This is a genomic window from Faecalibacterium sp. I2-3-92, assembly GCF_023347315.1.
Taxonomy (GTDB): domain Bacteria; phylum Bacillota; class Clostridia; order Oscillospirales; family Ruminococcaceae; genus Faecalibacterium; species Faecalibacterium duncaniae.
The window spans coordinates 294,935-312,319 of the sequence record NZ_CP094470.1 but is presented as its reverse complement, the minus strand read 5'-3'; the positions used below and the strand labels follow the sequence as shown (position 1 = coordinate 312,319).

Here is a 17,385-nt window from a genome sequence, read left to right as displayed (position 1 = left end):
AACTATTCGTTTGCTCCGAACTTCGATTTTATGTTTACCCTTCATTTTATAGCCTCATACGAACTCGAATGCAATCGGCATCAATTCTTCCATGTTGTGCACCACATCACCTGTATTCAAAACTTTTACATCCACAGGGAATTTTTTCTTTCCAAAATCCATCAGGTGACGTAGATTGATCGTCAGGTCTTTTTTCTTAGCTAATTTGAGAATAAAGGGTGCGCAGTTGTCACCGCAAGTCGAGGCATTGAATACCTTTTCCGGATCATTTGCCATCAACAGAAGCGTTTTCGTGCCGCCAGACAGGTTCTCCGGCGGAATTACACCTAAAACCGGGCTTTCGATTGCATGAGGCCCCAGAACATTGGATTTGTCAATTTTTTTGATAACTTCTTTTGCGAAATCAGAAGTCAGCCATTCATCCTCATAAGTGTAGTTGAAATAAACCGACGTATTGTAGACTGCTTCTGGCATATCCCCAAAGTAGATGTTCAGCATGGTATCACCTCGCAGATGTGAGTCATTTGCTATTATTGTACCTTCTTTCTGCTCACAAAACAAGCCGTAAAAGGCTCTTGACCTCCTATTACAGAAGCCAAGAGCCTTTTATTACACTGTGCAAATTTCAGTCGATTCCTATTTTTTCAATGTGCAATCACAATATTTCGTATCAGCAGAAAATAATTTTCACCACCAAAAGAAAGGTTTTCTCTCTCAGAACGCATGAAAGGCTCACAGCGTTTTAGATTCCTTCGATTTGATGTTGGAGCTTATTAAGCTCCCGTTGAAGCTTCTGGTACTCTCTGGGGGAAACAGCAGACTTCATATGGTCTGCTAACGATTGCATAGTAATGTATAAATTGTATGTCTCTGCCGGATTTTTCAGAGTTCGTTGTTCTGTTTTGACTCCTTCGTTAATAGAAATCTGTCCGATAACTAGTTTGATATACTTAAACAGTTCGGAATCTTCGGAGTAGTCAGCCGGTGCATAAAAATTGATTCGACCATCATTGAACAGTTGATATACTTTCTCACGCTTGTTCTTTTCAGGGTCGAAAACACCAATTGAATAACCGCTCTTGCTCTTCACAAGGCGCATACAAGGGATATCTGTAGCACTGTCTCCAATATAGACGATATTCTCATATGGAGTAACAAGGGCAGACTCAGGCACACTATCGTTTACTCTCTCATCGTACTCTTCAAAGATTCCTTTGGCAATCCGGAATATGAATTGAGTCTTATTGGTATAGTTTACGGCCTGTGCTGGCCATTCGGCAACACCATCCGCAGAATACAGGTACGACGATGCATAGACGCGGCTGAAATACTGGGCGATATTACTTCCTTCAATAATCTCCTTCAGCCCGGACGATATGATGTAATGATGAACTTCAATACCATTTTCCTCACCGTACTGATTCACCCGTTCAAACCACGTATCCACTCCATTGTATAAGGGAACGTCCTTTCCTACCTGGTTGAAGTAGCTACGACTGAGGGGTTTTCTAAGAGCTTTAGACTTGACAACAAGCTGATACATCCAAGCGAGATTGTTGTCCATAAGGTTGTCTTTTGCAAGTTGATTGGACTCTGGCCAAAAATCCTCAGGTCTCATTCCAAGTGAGGGAATCAATGTGAACGACTGCATATCATCGGGAGAAAGAGTTTTATCGAAGTCATAGCATATTGCCATGCGCGGCTTTTGAGTTACAACTTCTTGTCTTGCATTTTCGGACATTTAGAGTCCCTCCTTTATTTACGTTGGTTTATTACTTTTCATTTTAGTGTAAAAATCGACAAAAAACAAGGGGGCGCGTATGTAAAAGAGTCTCGCACAAAATAGCAGCACATCAAAAAGTCCCTTGACTTCCATTACAGAAGTCAAGGGACTCATTTCACTTTTAAACTATCTATGCCATAGAAAAAACCTGATTTCCTTGGACTTTTAATCGCAGCCTGGGCGGGTGCCAAAATTACAGAGCGTTTGGAGAAGCAATGATACGCCATTTGTGAATTTCCAGTGTGTTTTACCCCATCTCCGCAATGATCTTCTCCAAATTTTCTTCCTGCAAATAGAATTCCGGCAGTTTTGCCTTGTCATATAGAACGAATGGCGGCGTTTGCAAGGAGCAGTCACGCACAAAGCGCCCCCGGCTTCCTGTCATGGAAACCGGGGGCGCTGCGGTTTTATGGGAAACGCCTCAGGCGCTGCAAAGCCTCAGTGCAGCAGAGAGCTGACCCATGCCCGGGCGGCCGTCTTGGCCTGGAGCTTATTGTACATCTTCAGGGTGGTGTTGTACACCTTCTGGCTCATGGCATTGCTGGCGTTGGTGGCGGCAGCCTGCTTGGCCTCAAGCGTGTCGGCGGCGGCAACGGCGGCCTTCATATCGGCGTAGTCGGCCATGATCTCCTGCTGGAGCGCGGCGTAGCTGGCCTTGGCTGCAGCCTGATCCTTTGCGGTGACCTGATTGCCATTGCTGCCGTAGGTCAGCAGGTTGGAGAGGGCATCACGCACGCCGTAGAAGGAGTCGGTCCAGTCGTCCGGGTAGGTGTAGTAGCGGCCCTTGGCATCCTGATACCAGATGCCCTCGGTGGGCTGCTCGTCGGAGCGGGTGACCTTATGGACCGAGACCTTGTAGACATCTGCGGTGTCGGTGGTCAGCATCGGATAGTAAGGGACGAAGGCGTTGTACACGTCGTCGTCAAAAGCGGTCCACTCGGTAATGGCGGTGTTCAGATCGCCGGTGGTGCTCACCTGGAACAGATGAGTCTCCACATTGCCCGTCTTGCCGATGGGCTCGGTCTGAAAGAAGTGGATGGAATCCTCCACCGAGAACTTCTTGGTCAGCTGGATGTTGGAGTAGACCGGGACGATGGCACCGTTCTCGCCGACGTTGCTGATAGCAAAGTCGGTCTCGCTGTAGTTGTCCTTCGTAAAGGTGTCGGTGCCGTACAGGTAGTTCAGGCCGGCTGCCATGCGGTCCGATGTGATGTCGCCGTTGTAGGAGGCATCCAGATCGATGACATTGGCAGCGGCGTCGCCCACAAAGGTACCGGCCTTCTGGGCCACGGAGATCAGGTTGGCAGAGGCCACCACATGGTCGGTGTCATCCAGATCGATCTTGCCCATAGCGGCGATGTTGGGCTGCATGAAGACCACGCTGGAGGAGAGCTTCAGGGCAAGGTAGGTGTGGCCCGTCAGGTTCTCCACGAACCAGGTCTCGTTCTGGTCGGCAATGAACACGCCGGAGCCGCCGGCTGCACCGGCGTTGTCGTAGATGGAGGTCAGCAGAGCAACACCCTCGCGGGCCGTGGAAGCTTCGCTCAGCAGCACCGTGGTGATCTCGGCTTCCTCAATGCCGTTGTCCACATAGGGGTCTACGCTCAGCACGGCGTCGGTGCCGTAGAGAGACTCGGTGGCAGAGACCATGACACCCTTCTCGTTGGTGCCAGCCTCCTCATAGGGGGTGTGCTCGTGGGTGCTGTCGCAGTCCGGGCAGACACCCAGACCGTTGTCGTCCCGGCGGGCGGTGTAGCGGTAGCTGTCGTGGGTGAAGGTGTAGGTAAAGCCGTAGCAGCCCTCGTACACCTCGCCCGCGGTGTGCTTCCCGGCGGGGCTGATGTTGAACAGCTTGTTGTAATCGTTGGTGCCCAGATCCTCGATCCGGCCAAACATGGTGGTGCCATCCTCGGTGAGGTCGCTGCCGACATAGAGTGCCGTGCAGGCGAAGGCGGAAGGAACCACGGCAAGCGTCATCGCACAGGCGATGAAAGCCGCAGCAATTTTCTTCTTCAAAGACATAATAGTATCGATCCCTCTCTTGTTGATTGTCGGCATTTCGTCGGCAGGTGTTATAATACACCCATTTTAATGAAAATGCAAGTATTTTCCCGAAATTTTAGCATATATTCGTTTTTATATGGTATATATTCATACTGCGTTTTTCATCTACCCCTCCGTGAGCGCAAAAAACCGCCCCGATCTCCTGTTACGGAAACCGGGGCGGTTCACTTGCATTATTTGTGCTTTTTCAAGCGCTTACGCAATTACTTGCGGGGGTTCTTGATGGCAGCCTGCGCAGCGGCGAGGCGTGCAATGGGCACACGGAAGGGAGAGCAGCTGACGTAGTCCAGACCAACATTGTGGCAGAACTCAACGCTCGTGGGGTCGCCGCCGTGCTCGCCGCAGATGCCCAGGCCCAGGTCGGGACGGGTCTCGCGGCCGTCGTGGGCAGCCATCTTGACCAGCTTGCCCACGCCGATCTGATCCAGGTGCTGGAACGGATCGCTCTCGTAGATCTTGTTCTCGTAGTAAGCGCCCAGGAACTTGGCAGCGTCATCACGGCTGAAGCCGAAGGTCATCTGGGTCAGGTCGTTGGTGCCGAAGCTGAAGAACTCAGCCTCCTTGGCGATCTCGCCGGCAGTCAGGGCTGCACGGGGGATCTCGATCATGGTACCGACCTGATACTTCATGTCAACGCCAGCAGCAGCGATCAGCTCATCAGCGACCTTGACCACAACGTCCTTGACGAACTTCAGCTCCTTGACCTCGCCGACCAGCGGGATCATGATGTGCGGGGTGATCATGCAGCCGGTCTCAGCGGAGACGTTCAGGGCAGCCTTGATCACAGCGCGGGTCTGCATTGCTGCGATCTCAGGATAGGTGACAGCCAGACGGCAGCCGCGGTGACCCATCATGGGGTTGAACTCGTGCAGAGAAGCAACCACGTTCTTCAGGTCATCGAAGGTCATGCCCATATCGGCAGCCAGCTCCTTGATGTCCTCGTCCTTGGTGGGCAGGAACTCGTGCAGAGGGGGATCCAGGTAGCGGATGGTCATCGGGCGCTCACCCATGATGCGGTACATGGCCTCGAAGTCACCCTGCTGGAACGGCTCGACCTTGGCCAGAGCGGCCTCGCGCTCTTCCACGGTACGGGCGCAGATCATCTCACGGACAGCCTTGATGCGGTCCTCAGCAAAGAACATGTGCTCGGTACGGCACAGGCCGATGCCCTCAGCACCCAGGTCAACGGCCTGCTGTGCGTCACGGGGGTTATCGGCGTTGGTCATAACCAGCAGCTGACGAGCTGCATCTGCCCAACCCATGAAGCGGTTGAAGTTCTTGTTGCCGGTAGCGGCCACGGTTGCGACCTGCTCGCCGTAGATGTTGCCGGTGGAACCATCGATGGAGATCCAGTCGCCCTCAACGAACTTGTGGCCGTTGATCTCAAAGGTCTTGGCCTCCTCATCGATCTTGACCTCGTTGTCGTTGCCGCAGCCGGAGACACAGCAGGTGCCCATACCACGGGCAACAACGGCTGCGTGGCTGGTCATGCCGCCGCGGACGGTCAGAATGCCCTGAGACACCTGCATGCCCACGATGTCCTCGGGAGAAGTCTCCAGACGGACCAGAACCACCTTCTTCATTTTGCCGGACTTGACCATCTCCTCTGCTTCCTCAGCAGTAAAGACGATCTGGCCGCAGGCGGAACCGGGAGAAGCTGCCAGGCCCTTGCCGACGACTTCGGCAGCCTTCAGGGCAGCGGCATCGAACTGGGGATGCAGCAGGGTATCCAGCTGCTTGGGCTCCACGCGCAGGACAGCTTCCTGCTCGGTGATCATGCCCTCGTCCACCAGGTCGCATGCGATCTGCAGAGCGGCCTGTGCGGTACGCTTGCCGTTACGGGTCTGCAGCATGTACAGGTGGCCGTCCTCAATGGTGAACTCCATATCCTGCATATCGCGGAAGTAGTTCTCCAGACGGGTTGCGATCTCAACGAACTGATCGTACACCTCAGGCATCTGATCCTTCAGGTGGCTGATGGGAGAAGGAGTGCGGACACCTGCCACAACGTCCTCGCCCTGTGCATTGATCAGGTACTCGCCCATCAGCTTCTTTGCGCCGGTGGCGGGGTCACGGGTGAATGCAACGCCGGTGCCGGAACGGTCGCCGGAGTTGCCGAATGCCATCTGCTGCACGTTGACAGCGGTGCCCCACTCGTAGGGGATCTCGTTCATCTTGCGGTAAACGTTAGCACGGGGGTTGTCCCAGCTGCGGAACACAGCCTTGACAGCCTCGATCAGCTGATCGCGGGGATCCTGGGGGAACGGCTTGCCCTCGTTCTCCTCGTAGATCTTCTTGAATACACCGACCAGTTCTTTCAGGTCGTCAGCCGTCAGGTCCACGTCGTTCTTGACGCCCTTGGCTTCCTTCATCTTGTCGATCTCGACCTCGAACAGGCTCTTGGGAACCATCATAACGACGTCTGCAAACATCTGCACGAAACGGCGGTAGCAGTCGTATGCGAAGCGGGCGTTGCCGGTCTTCTTGGCCAGACCTTCCACAGCCTCATCGTTCAGGCCCAGGTTCAGGATGGTGTCCATCATGCCGGGCATGGACTGACGGGCACCGGAACGGACAGAGACCAGCAGGGGGTTGGTGTTGTCGCCGAACTTCTTGCCGGTGATCTCTTCCAGACCCTTGAGATGCTCGAAGATGTCAGCGGTGATATCGTCATTGATCTGACGGCCGTCTGCATAGTACTGGGTGCAGGCATCCGTGGTGATGGTGAAGCCCTGGGGAACCGGCATACCGGCAGCAGTCATCTCTGCCAGACCGGCACCCTTGCCGCCCAGAGTATTTTTCATGGTGACCTTGTCGCCGCCGAAGGCATCGTTGCCCTCGCTGAAGTAGTACAGATACTTTTTGCTCATGCGTGTTTACCTCCCATTTGGTGACCCCCGGTGCCACGCCCGGCGGTCTCATCGCACTTTTTTCTCAAAGCTGATGAACATTGTCTTGTGAATGCTAAACTATTATACCAGAAAATTCCCACGTTGCCACCGGGCAAAACACCGAATTTGTTTGATAAATTTTGTGCAATTCCCTTGAAATTTACCCAATTTTCCGCTATTATAAAATGGGAGAAAGTTCGAGAGGTTTTTTGTTTTGCAAAGCCATTTTTCCGCATCTGGGATACATGCTGTTATCCATTGAAATTTCCGGTGGAATTCCACCTGCGGAACGGGCCGGAATTTCTCCCTCATGGATACAACAAAATACCACACCTTCCCAAGGAGGGACACTATTTATGGAAACCATTTCCAACGAAGCTCTGGCCGCAGCACGCGCCAAACTGGACGCTGCCGAAAGCCGGCGCGAGAACATCCTGCTTTTTCACATCGCCAACGGCGTGAACATTGAGAGCCGTACCGTCCAGATCGAGGATGGCGTTGTCATCGCCCCGGGAGCCACCATTCTGGCGGGCACCATCCTGCGCGGCAAGACGGTCATCGGCGCAGGCTGCGTCATCGGCCCCAATACCCTGATCGAGGACAGCACCGTGGATGAGGGCACCACCGTCAACGCCAGCCAGGTCTACGGCAGCCATCTGGGCCCCCATAACAACATCGGTCCCTTCACCCATGTGCGGGTGAACACTGTCACCGACTACGGCGTGCATCTGGGTGCCTATGTGGAGACCAAGAACTCCAACTTTGCCCGGGGCAACACCGTGAGCCACCTGACCTACATCGGCGACAGCGATGTGGGCAAGTACTGCAACTTCGGCTGCGGCACCGTCACCTGCAACTACGACGGCAAGGATAAGTTCCGCACCCAGATCGGCGATTACTGCTTCATCGGCTGCAACACCAACCTTGTGGCTCCGGTCAAGGTGGGCGACGGCGCTTACACCGCCGCAGGCAGCACCATCACCAAGGATGTGCCCGCCCAGGCACTGGGCATTGCCCGGGAGCGCCAGACCAATCTGGACGGTTGGGCAGAGCCCAAGATGGAAGCCTACATCGCCAAAAAGCAGAAGCTGGAAAACGAGCAGAGCAAGTAACGCTCTGCCGGAAGGGAGCTACGTATGAAGTCTGAAAGTTTTCGCAAGCAGGCACTGTGCCTTGTCCTTTTCTTCGCGGCTGTTGCCGCCGTGTTCGCCCTGACCCGCCTGCGCAGCGACCCCGCCAAAAAGCAGGCGGAGTTCGTGGTGCAGCAGCTGCTCTCCTGTTCCTCTGCCGTGGAGCAGGCCGTGGACGCCGCTGCGCCCTCCGGCAGTGAACCGGGGCTTGCTGCTGTGGACACCGATGGGCTGTACGCCTTCCTTCAGGCGCAGCTGGGCGATGCCATGACTGCCGATTGCCTGAACAAAATCATGGCGAACCGTCTGCCCACCCGCATCACCGCGCTGGCAGGGCAGTCCGGCGACAAGCTGGTGCCCAGCGACCTCACCCTGAAAAAGCGCGCCGGGGCAGAAAACTGCTACGATTTTTCCGCCGCCCTGCTGACCGCTACGGACAGCACCGCCGCCGCGCAGGTATCCGGCACCATCACCATGGTGAAGGAGGAGGGCCGCTGGAAGGCCTCTGCCATCACGCTGAACCTGTAATAAACCCTTTTGCCCCTGTGCCCTGCGGCACGGGGGCATTTTTTGCTTATAATGTATATCTTTTTGCGCGCGCGTATGTTATACTAAAGAACTGTACCACACATTATTTTAAGCAAAAAAGAAAAGGCAAAACCACAACTATGAATGCAAACGACATCTGGCTGATCGCGGGCCTTGGCAACCCGGAAGCAAAATACGAGGGCACCCGCCACAACGCGGGCTTTGCCGCGCTGGACTCTCTGGCGGGCAAATGGGGCATCAGCGTCAGCAAAACCAAGTTTCAGGGCCTGTGGGGCCAGGGCGAGGTGGACGGCCACAAGGTGGTGCTGCTGAAACCCCTGACCTACATGAACCTCTCCGGCGATTCCATCGCCCCGCTGGCGGGCTTTTTCAAGATCCCTGCTGACCACGTCATCGTCCTGTGCGACGATATCACCCAGGCCCCCGGCAAGCTGCGCATCCGGCCCTCCGGCTCGGCAGGCGGGCACAACGGCCTGAAGAGCATCATTGCCCGGCTGGGCGGGGAGAACTTCCCCCGCATCCGCATCGGCGTGGGTGCCAAGCCCCGCCCGGACTATGACCTTGCCGACTGGGTGCTGGGCAAGTTCCCGCCCGAGGACGCCAAGGCCATGGCTGACCGCTACCCCGACCTGGAGGCAGCGGCCAAGCTCATTATGGATGGGAAGCTGGGGCTGGCACAGAGCAAGTATAACGGGTAACCCGCAGGCCGTTGGGAGCTTTCCCACGCAAGTGATTCGGGCCATTCCATCGCCCGCCCTACTGCCTGCGGCAGCAGGGTCCCACCCCAGCGGACACTTGCTTTGGGAAACTCCCTGCCGCCCCGCTCCAGCCTGACCGGATTTGCCAAAGGCTCTCCCTTCGGGAGAGCTGGCCGCCGTCAGGCGGACTGAGAGGGTGAGGATGCTGACAAAAGGAGGGAGAACCATGTACGAAGCGCTGCTGAAAAGCACACCGGAATATCAGAAGATCGCGGAGAGCCTGCACACCCCGGGCCCGGCGGCGCTGTTCGGCCTGCCGCCTGCGGGCCGTGCCCTGCTGTACGCCGCTTTGCAGAAGGATCTGGGACGGCTGGTCTGCATCGTGACCCCCGGCGAGGCCGAGGCCACCCACTTTGCGGACGACCTCAAGGCGCTGGGCCTGACCGCGGCGGTGTTCCCGCCCCGGGACTTTATGCTGCGGCCAGTGGAGGGCGCGGGCCGCGAATACGAGTACCGCCGCCTGTCGGTGCTGGGCGCGCTGGCGGGCGGGCGGCTGAACGCCGTCTGCGTGCCCGCCGAGGCGCTGCTGCAATACACGGTGCCCCGGGATGAGTTCCTGCGGAACACCCTCACCCTCAAGCCCGGCATGGTCTACAACCGGGAAGCGCTGGTGGCGCGGCTCTTTGCCGCCGGGTACGTCCGGCGCAGTCAGGTGGACGGCCCGGGCCAGTTCAGCGTGCGCGGCGATATCGTGGACATCTACGCGCCGGACATGCACCAACCCGCCCGTGTGGAATACTGGGACGATGAGATCGATTCGCTGGCCTCCTTCGACCTGCTGACCCAGCGCCGGGACGGCAGTCTGGAAAAGATCTACCTCTCCCCCGCCCGCGAGGTGCTGTTTGGCAACACCGCCGAGACGGCCGAGGCTCTGCGCGGAGCCATCAAAAAGGCGCGGGGCAAAAAACGCACCGCCATGGAAAAGGCCACAGAGGCCGACCTTGCTCAGCTGGATTCCGGCCTGATGCCCGAAGCCATGGACAAGTATTACGGCATCCGCTACCCGCAGCCCGCCACCCTGCTGGACCATCTGGACAGCCCCATCTTTGTGCTGGACGAGGTGGGCGGCATCCGGGATGCCCAGAAGGCCACCGAGTACCGCCGGGGCGAGGAGCTGACCGGTCTGCTGGAGGAGGGCGTGCTCTGCCCGGGGCTGGACGTGCTCTACCAGACCATGGACGACCTTGCCATTGCGGCCCAGAAACAGAGCACCCTGCTGTGTGAGAACTTCCTGCGGGGGATGAACGAGTTCAAGCTGAAGGACCTCATCAACGTGGAGGTCTTTGCGGCCCCCAACTGGGGCGGCGACCTGGCCTCTCTGCGGGAGGATCTTGACCCGCTGATCGCCCAGGGCTATGCCGTTACCCTCTTCTCCGGCACTCCCAAGGGTGCCGCCGCCCTGACCCGGGACCTGACGGACAAGGGCTACTCCGTGAGCATGAGCCGGGACGTGCGCCCGGCCAAGGGCATCGTGCAGGTACTGCCCGGCCACCTGACCGCAGGCTGCACCTTCCCCTTTGCCCACACGGCGGTCATCTCCTCCCGGCGGCACGGGCTGGATGAAGAAGCCGCCGCCGAGAACAAAAAGCGCAAAAAGAACAAAAACGCCCTGTCCAGCCTTTCAGACATCAAGCCCGGGGACTATGTGGTGCACCAGAGCCACGGCATCGGCATGTACGCGGGCATCCAGCGTCTGGAAGTGCAGGGTGCCATCAAGGATTACCTGAAGATCCAGTATTCCGGCTCCGATGTGCTCTATGTGCCCGTCACCCAGCTGGACCTGCTCAGCCGCTACACCGCCCCCGGCGACGAGGAAAAGGTGAAGCTGGCCAAGCTGGGCGGTGCCGAATGGCAGCGCACCCGCGCCAAGGTAAAAAAGGCCACCGAGGAGATGGCCCAGGAGCTCATTGAGCTGTACGCCCGGCGCAGGCAGGCCCAGGGATACGCCTTCCCGCCCGACGGCGACTGGCAGAACGATTTCGAGACCCGCTTTGAGTACGATGAGACCGACGACCAGCTCCACGCCACCGCCGAGATCAAGCAGGATATGGAAAAGCCCTACCCGATGGACCGCCTGCTCTGCGGCGACGTGGGCGTGGGCAAGACCGAAGTTGCCCTGCGCGCGGCCTTCAAGTGCGTGATGGGCGGCAAGCAGTGCGCCCTTCTGGCCCCCACCACTCTGCTGGCCTGGCAGCACTACAACACCCTGCTCTCCCGGATGGAGGCCTTCCCGGTGAAGATCGGGATGCTCTCCCGCTTCCGTACCGCAAAACAGCAAAAGGAGACCCTGCGGGGCCTGCAGTCCGGCAGCGTGGACATCGTGGTGGGCACCCACCGCCTGCTCTCCAAGGATGTGCGCTTCCACGACCTGGGCCTTGTCATCATCGATGAGGAGCAGCGGTTCGGCGTGAAACACAAGGAGAAGCTGAAGGAAAACTTCATCGGCGTGGATATGCTGACCCTCTCGGCCACGCCCATCCCCCGCACCCTGAACATGGCCATGAGCGGCATCCGCGACCTGTCCACCATCGAGCAGCCGCCCATTGAGCGCCAGCCTGTGGAGACCTTTGTGCTGGAGTACAACGATGTCATCCTTGCCGAAGCCATGAAGAAGGAGCTGGCCCGGGGCGGTCAGGTGTACTACCTGCACAACCGGGTGGACAACATCGAGTCCACCGCCGCCCATGTCAGCCAGCTGGTGCCCGGTGCCCGGGTGGGCATTGCCCACGGCAAGATGACCGAGGAGGAGCTGAACCCGGTCTGGCAGCATCTGCTCAACGGCGAGATCGACATTCTGGTCTGCACCACCCTGATCGAAACGGGCATCGATGTGCGCAACTGCAACACCCTTATCATTGAGGATGCTGACCGGATGGGCCTTGCCCAGCTGTACCAGATCCGGGGCCGGGTGGGCCGCTCCGGCCGCAAAGCCTACGCCTACTTCACCTTCCGGCGGGACAAGACCCTGACCGACATCGCCCAGAAGCGGCTTTCCGCCATCCGGGAGTTCACGGCCTTCGGCTCCGGCTTCCGCATCGCCATGCGCGATCTCCAGATCCGCGGCGCAGGCAGTCTGCTGGGCCACAGCCAGCACGGCCACATGGAGGCCGTGGGCTACGACCTCTATGTGAAGATGCTGGGGCAGGCCATCGCCCGGGCCAAGGGCGAGCCTGTGCAGCGCGACAAGAGCGAGTGCCTGATCGACCTGCGGGTGGATGCCTACATCCCCGAAACGTACATTGCCGACGGGCCGGGCCGCATTGAAGCCTACAAGCGGATCGCAGCCATCCAGACCCCCGAGGATGCCGCCGATGTGCTGGACGAGCTCATCGACCGCTACGGCGACCCGCCGCCCTCGGTCAGCGATCTGGTCAATGTCTCGCTGGCGCGGGTGCAGGCCACCGCCGTGGGCGTGTACGAGGTGACCCAGAAGAAGGACACTCTGGTGCTGCAGGTGGAGCAGCTGGACCTCCGGATGATCCAGGGCCTGCTGGTGGCCTTCAACGGCCGCGTTGTCACCGGGGCCGGCGCAAAGCCCTACCTCTCCGTCACCCTGCAAAAAGAGGAAAAGCCGCTGGAGCTGCTGCAGAGCATCCTCCGGGCGATGCAGGATATTTTGAAAGATTAACGGCCTCACCCTCTCAGTCAAAGCCAATAGGCTTTGCCAGCTCCCCCAAAGGGGGAGCCTCTGGCGGCTCCCCAAGACCTTGCGGGGAATTGCCAAAGCCTCTCCCCTTGGGAGAGGTGGCAGCGCGCTTGCGCTGACGGAGAGGGCGGGCGATCCGAACGACAGGAGCATAACAATGAAAAAGAAACTGATCGCACTTCTTGCCGCCGTGGCAATGGTATTTTCCCTTGCCGCCTGCGGCTCCACCCCGGATTCGGTGGGCACCATCGGCACGGTGGACATCACCTCGGGCCTGTATCTGCTGGCCCAGTACGACGCTTACCAGAAGGCCGCCGATCTGGCCACCTCGGAGCAGGATGCTACCGATGTGAAGGCCTTCCTGAAGCAGACCATCACCGTGGATGCCGACAGCGGCGAGACCGCCACTGTCAGCGACTATGTGAGCCAGAAAACCATGGAGAACCTTGAGACCTACGCCGCCATCGAGACCCGCTTTGAGGAGCTGGGCGGCCAGCTGACCGCAGAAGAGGAAGCACAGGCCGACAGCTACGCCTCCCAGCTGATGGAGCAGTACGGTGACACCTACAAGGCCAACGGCATCGGCCTGAACACCGTCCAGCGGTTTGAGCGCATCCTCATCAAGAGCAGCGACCTGCTGGAGCTGGTCTACGGCGTGGACGGCGAGACCCCGGTGTCGGATGCCGACCTGACCAGCCATCTGGAGAACAACATGTACGAGTTGGCCTATTACACCATCCCACTCTACAACACCAGCACCTATGCCTCTGCCGATGACGACCAGATCACCCAGATGCTGGCCCTGACCCAGGCTGCTGTGGACCAGACCAACGCCGCTGCTGCCGCCGACAGCAGCACGCTGCTGGGCTACTTCTCCGGCGTGGTGACCTCCGCTCTGCCGGAGGTCTACGCCGTGCTGGGCTCCACCTATTCCTCCGATTCCACTGCACCTTCTCTGGAACTGATTGGGGACAGCACCGTGACCTCTGCCTTTACCGCAGAGGGTGCCGCCGACACCATCCGGGGCCTGTCCATCGGGCAGGCAGCGGCTGTGAAGTACAACAGCTACGCCCTGATGGCCGCCCTGCGGCTCGACCCGCTGAGCCTGAAGGCGCTGGATGACCTGCGCGGACAGGTGCTCAACGATATGAAGGGGGAGGAGCTCTCCGAGGCGCTGACCGCCTACGGTGCTTCTCTGGAGCACAACCTGAGCAGCTCCGCCATGAACAGGATGCCCGCTTCCAAGATCGTGAACAGCAGCACCAACTAAGTTTTTATTGATATGCAAAAAGGCTGTTGCCCAAACTCCTTCCGTCATCGCTGACGCGATGCCGCCTCCCTCTGAGAGGGAGGCTTTCACCGTTCACCGTTACGCCAAGGCTCCCTCCGAGAGGGAGCTGGCACGGCGAAGCCGTGACTGAGGGAGTTACAGGGTAACAGCCTTCTTTTTTTATTCTACGGTCTTCTCAAACGCCGCTTCCAGCGCCTGGTTCACAGCACGCACAGCGGCGGGGTCGGGCTTGATGGCGGCGCGGTCGTAGGTAAACAGGCCGTTCACCTCGTCCTCCACATCGCTCACCTGGGTGTACACCAGGGCCGAAAGCCCCTTTTTCAGCTGGGGGAGCACCGTTTCCAATTGCAGCTTTTTCCAGCGGGCGGTCAGCTCGGCCCGGCTCTTTGCCGTGCCGTAGCCGTACGCCCTGCGGGGCGGCTCATGGCCGGGCATGGGCCAGGCAATGCCGCCGTATTCGCTCAGGGCCACCACCCGGCTCCGGGGCCTGACCCGGAGCGGGTAGAAATAGTTGTGCAGGGAATCCACATCTCCCCCGCCCTGATCGTACCAGCCGCTGGCCTCGTCCACAAGGCGGGTATCGTCCAGCCTGCGGACGGCCTCCACGGCCCCGGCGGCATCGAACTGCCCCCACCCCTCATTGAAGGGCACCCAGCAGCCCACGCAGGGGTGGCACTGCAGGGCCTTTACCGTGGCTTCCAGCTCCCGGGCATATTCTTCCCTGCCCGCTTCCGTTTCGCGGCCCAGCAGGCCCCAGAGGGGCCTTGCGTCGGGCAGGCGGCGGAGCAGCGGCTGGAACACGTTTGTCAGGTAGGTCACGAACCAGAGCTTGTAGGGCCCGCCGCCGTTCACCATGTCCTGCCAGACGATGAGGCCCAGCTTATCGCAGTGGTAATACCAGCGCTGCGGCTCGATCTTGGCGTGCTTGCGCAGAAGGTTGAACCCCAGCTCTTTTATGGTCTGCAGTTCCCGCACCACTGCCCCATCACTGGGCGGGGTGTACAGGCCCTCGGGCCAGTAGCCCTGATCCAGCAGGCCGTTGAGCAGGATGGGCTTGCCGTTCAGGCAGAAGCGCATGATCCCGTGGGCATCCGGCGCACAGCTCCACTTGCGCAGGGCAAAGTAGCTGTGCACGGTGTCGCGCTGCTCCTCCTCTCCCTGCGTGGTGCCCACAGTCAGGTCGTACAAAAACGGGCTGTCCGGGCTCCACGGGAAGAAATGCTCCTCCGGGATGTGCAGGGTCACCGCACCGTCCCGGTCGGCCTCGTCGCTGCCCCAGTCCTCGGCAATGGTCACGCCCCCGGCCCGCATCACGGCCCACAGGTTCGCCGCCCCGCCGGGCAGGGAAGTATGGGCTTTCACGGTCACGGTGCGGGCATCATAGTCCGGGGTGACGGTCAGCTCCGTGATGTAGTTTTCCGGCACCCGCTCCAGCCAGACGGTCTGCCAGATGCCGCTCTGGGCCGGGTAGAACATCCCGCCGGGCCGGAGGGTCTGCTTGCCCCGGGCCTGCACGCCGGTGCCGGTGGGGTCCTGCACCGCCACCCAGAGCCTGTCATGGCCGGCATGGTTCAGCGCATCGGTGATATCCAGTGCAAAGGGCCAGTAGCCGCCCCGGTGGCCCCCCACCAGATGGCCGTTGACCTGCACGGCGCAGGCATAGTCCACGGCCCCGAAGTGGAGCAGCACCCGCCCGCCGGTGCCCGCCGGGGGCACAAAGCTCCGGTGGTAGTGGAGCCACGCCCCGGGCTGCAGGGTGCGCCTCACGCCGGAGGCTTTCGTCTCCGGGGAGTAGGGCACCAGAATGTCGCCGTCCCACTTTGCGGGCAGCCCGGCAGAGCCGGTGATGGCGTACTGCCACAGGCCGTTCAGGTTCTCGTAGCTGTCCCGCCGCAGGGCCGGGCGGGGGTATTCGGGCAGAGGATGATGCTGCATACTGTCACCGCCTTTTCTGCTCCCATTGTAGCACAGGCCAACCGCCTTGTATAGGCGCAAAAAGCCCCCGCCGCCGGGGTTCCGGGGCAGGGGCCGTGATGCAGCGCTTATGCCAGTTTTGCTTCCAGCCGGGTGCGGATGGCCTGGATAAATTCCTCGCTGTTCACCTGGGTGGGGGTGATGCCCTCCGCCAGGCCGCAGAGATCTTTGGTCATAATGCCGTCATTGAGGGTCTGCAGGCTGGCGGCCTCCAGCGCCTCGCCAAACCGGACCAGCGCGGGCAGGCTGTCCAGCTCACCGCGCTTTTTCAGGGCACCGCTCCAGGCAAAGATGGTGGCCATGGGGTTGGTGGAGGTGGCCTCGCCCTTGAGGTACTTGTAGTAGTGGCGGGTCACGGTGCCGTGGGCAGCCTCGTACTCATAGTTGCCGTCCGGGCTGACCAGAACGCTGGTCATCATGGCCAGCGAGCCAAAGGCGGTGGAGACCATATCACTCATCACGTCGCCGTCGTAGTTCTTGCAAGCCCAGACAAATCCGCCCTCGCTGCGGATGACACGGGCCACGATGTCATCGATCAGGCTGTAGAAATAGGTGATGCCTGCGGCCTCGAACTTTTCCCGGTACTCGGCATCGTACACCTCCTGGAAGATGTCCTTGAAGGTGTGGTCATACTTCTTGGAGATGGTGTCCTTGGCACCGAACCAGAGATCCTGTTTGCTTTCCAGTGCGTAGTTGAAGCAGCTGCGGGCAAAGCTGTAGATGGAGGTGTCCTTGTTGTACTGGCCCTGCAGGACACCGGCACACTCGAAGTTGTAGACCGTGGCGGCCTGCCGGGAGCCGTCGTCGCCGGTGTAGATCAGCTCCGCCCTGCCGGGGCCGGGGATGCGGAACTCGGTGCACTTGTACACGTCGCCGTAGGCGTGGCGGGCAATGGTGATGGGCTTTGTCCAGTTCCTGACCACCGGCTTGATGCTGTCGATCATGATCGGCGCGCGGAACACGGTGCCGTCCAGCACGGCGCGGATGGTGCCGTTGGGGCTTTTCCACATCTGGTGCAGGTGGTATTCCTCCACGCGCTGGGCGTTGGGGGTGATGGTGGCGCACTTGACTGCCACGCCATACTTCTTGTTGGCAAGGGCGGCATCCATGGTCACCTGATCCTGGGTGGCATCCCGGTTGGGCAGGCCCAGATCGTAGTACTCGGTCTTCAGATCCACAAAGGGCAGGATGAGCTCCTCCTTGATGATCTTCCAGAGCACACGGGTCATCTCGTCGCCATCCATCTCCACCAGCGGCGTGGTCATCTTGATCTTTTCCATAACAGTTTCCCTTTCCTCT

The 17,385-nt window shown here is 59.3% G+C and carries 11 protein-coding genes; 5 read left to right on the top strand and 6 right to left on the bottom strand.

The window, feature by feature from the left end:
- Nucleotides 1–54 precede the first annotated feature (54 nt).
- The 4 genes from MTP42_RS01400 to ppdK all read right to left on the bottom strand — a co-directional run bounded on the left by MTP42_RS01400 (nt 55) and on the right by ppdK (nt 6,717).
- Nucleotides 55–498, bottom strand: a complete 444-nt coding sequence (locus MTP42_RS01400) for a DUF4869 domain-containing protein (RefSeq protein WP_117948972.1) — start codon at nt 496–498, stop codon at nt 55–57.
- A gap of 244 nt (nt 499–742) precedes the next feature.
- The gene (locus tag MTP42_RS01395) at nt 743–1,741 is read right to left on the bottom strand and encodes an HAD family hydrolase (protein ID WP_249257795.1); all 999 of its coding nucleotides are present in this window, start codon (nt 1,739–1,741) and stop codon (nt 743–745) included.
- A gap of 480 nt (nt 1,742–2,221) precedes the next feature.
- Complete coding sequence (locus tag MTP42_RS01390) at nt 2,222–3,805, bottom strand: C69 family dipeptidase (RefSeq protein WP_249257794.1); 1,584 nt, start codon at nt 3,803–3,805, stop codon at nt 2,222–2,224.
- 245 nt (nt 3,806–4,050) lie between these two features.
- The gene (ppdK, locus tag MTP42_RS01385; RefSeq protein ID WP_005930157.1) at nt 4,051–6,717 is read right to left on the bottom strand and encodes a pyruvate, phosphate dikinase; all 2,667 of its coding nucleotides are present in this window, start codon (nt 6,715–6,717) and stop codon (nt 4,051–4,053) included.
- Nucleotides 6,718–7,094: 377 nt separating this feature from the next.
- Here ppdK and MTP42_RS01380 point away from each other — a divergent pair, with 377 nt between their 5' ends.
- The 5 genes from MTP42_RS01380 to MTP42_RS01360 all read left to right on the top strand — a co-directional run bounded on the left by MTP42_RS01380 (nt 7,095) and on the right by MTP42_RS01360 (nt 14,091).
- Nucleotides 7,095–7,850 (top strand): DapH/DapD/GlmU-related protein, encoded by a 756-nt coding sequence (locus tag MTP42_RS01380; protein ID WP_249257793.1) that lies wholly within the window; start codon nt 7,095–7,097, stop codon nt 7,848–7,850.
- 24 nt (nt 7,851–7,874) lie between these two features.
- Nucleotides 7,875–8,396, top strand: coding sequence for a hypothetical protein (locus MTP42_RS01375; RefSeq protein ID WP_097786471.1), 522 nt, complete (start codon nt 7,875–7,877; stop codon nt 8,394–8,396).
- A 140-nt stretch (nt 8,397–8,536) separates the two neighbouring features.
- Nucleotides 8,537–9,115, top strand: a complete 579-nt coding sequence (pth, locus tag MTP42_RS01370; protein ID WP_117505605.1) for an aminoacyl-tRNA hydrolase — start codon at nt 8,537–8,539, stop codon at nt 9,113–9,115.
- Nucleotides 9,116–9,341: 226 nt separating this feature from the next.
- Nucleotides 9,342–12,803, top strand: a complete 3,462-nt coding sequence (gene mfd / locus MTP42_RS01365; RefSeq protein ID WP_249257792.1) for a transcription-repair coupling factor — start codon at nt 9,342–9,344, stop codon at nt 12,801–12,803.
- A 175-nt stretch (nt 12,804–12,978) separates the two neighbouring features.
- Complete coding sequence (locus MTP42_RS01360; RefSeq protein WP_249257791.1) at nt 12,979–14,091, top strand: foldase; 1,113 nt, start codon at nt 12,979–12,981, stop codon at nt 14,089–14,091.
- 180 nt (nt 14,092–14,271) lie between these two features.
- Here MTP42_RS01360 and MTP42_RS01355 read toward each other — a convergent pair whose 3' ends face one another.
- Together MTP42_RS01355 and MTP42_RS01350 are read right to left on the bottom strand one after the other, a co-directional pair.
- Nucleotides 14,272–16,047 carry a glycoside hydrolase family 2 protein gene (locus tag MTP42_RS01355; RefSeq protein ID WP_249257790.1) on the bottom strand — a complete coding sequence of 592 codons (1,776 nt, stop codon included), beginning with the start codon at nt 16,045–16,047 and terminating at the stop codon, nt 14,272–14,274.
- A gap of 107 nt (nt 16,048–16,154) precedes the next feature.
- Nucleotides 16,155–17,366: an NADP-dependent isocitrate dehydrogenase gene (locus MTP42_RS01350; protein ID WP_117534187.1), complete on the bottom strand. Its 1,212-nt coding sequence runs from the start codon at nt 17,364–17,366 to the stop codon at nt 16,155–16,157.
- Nucleotides 17,367–17,385 lie beyond the last annotated feature (19 nt).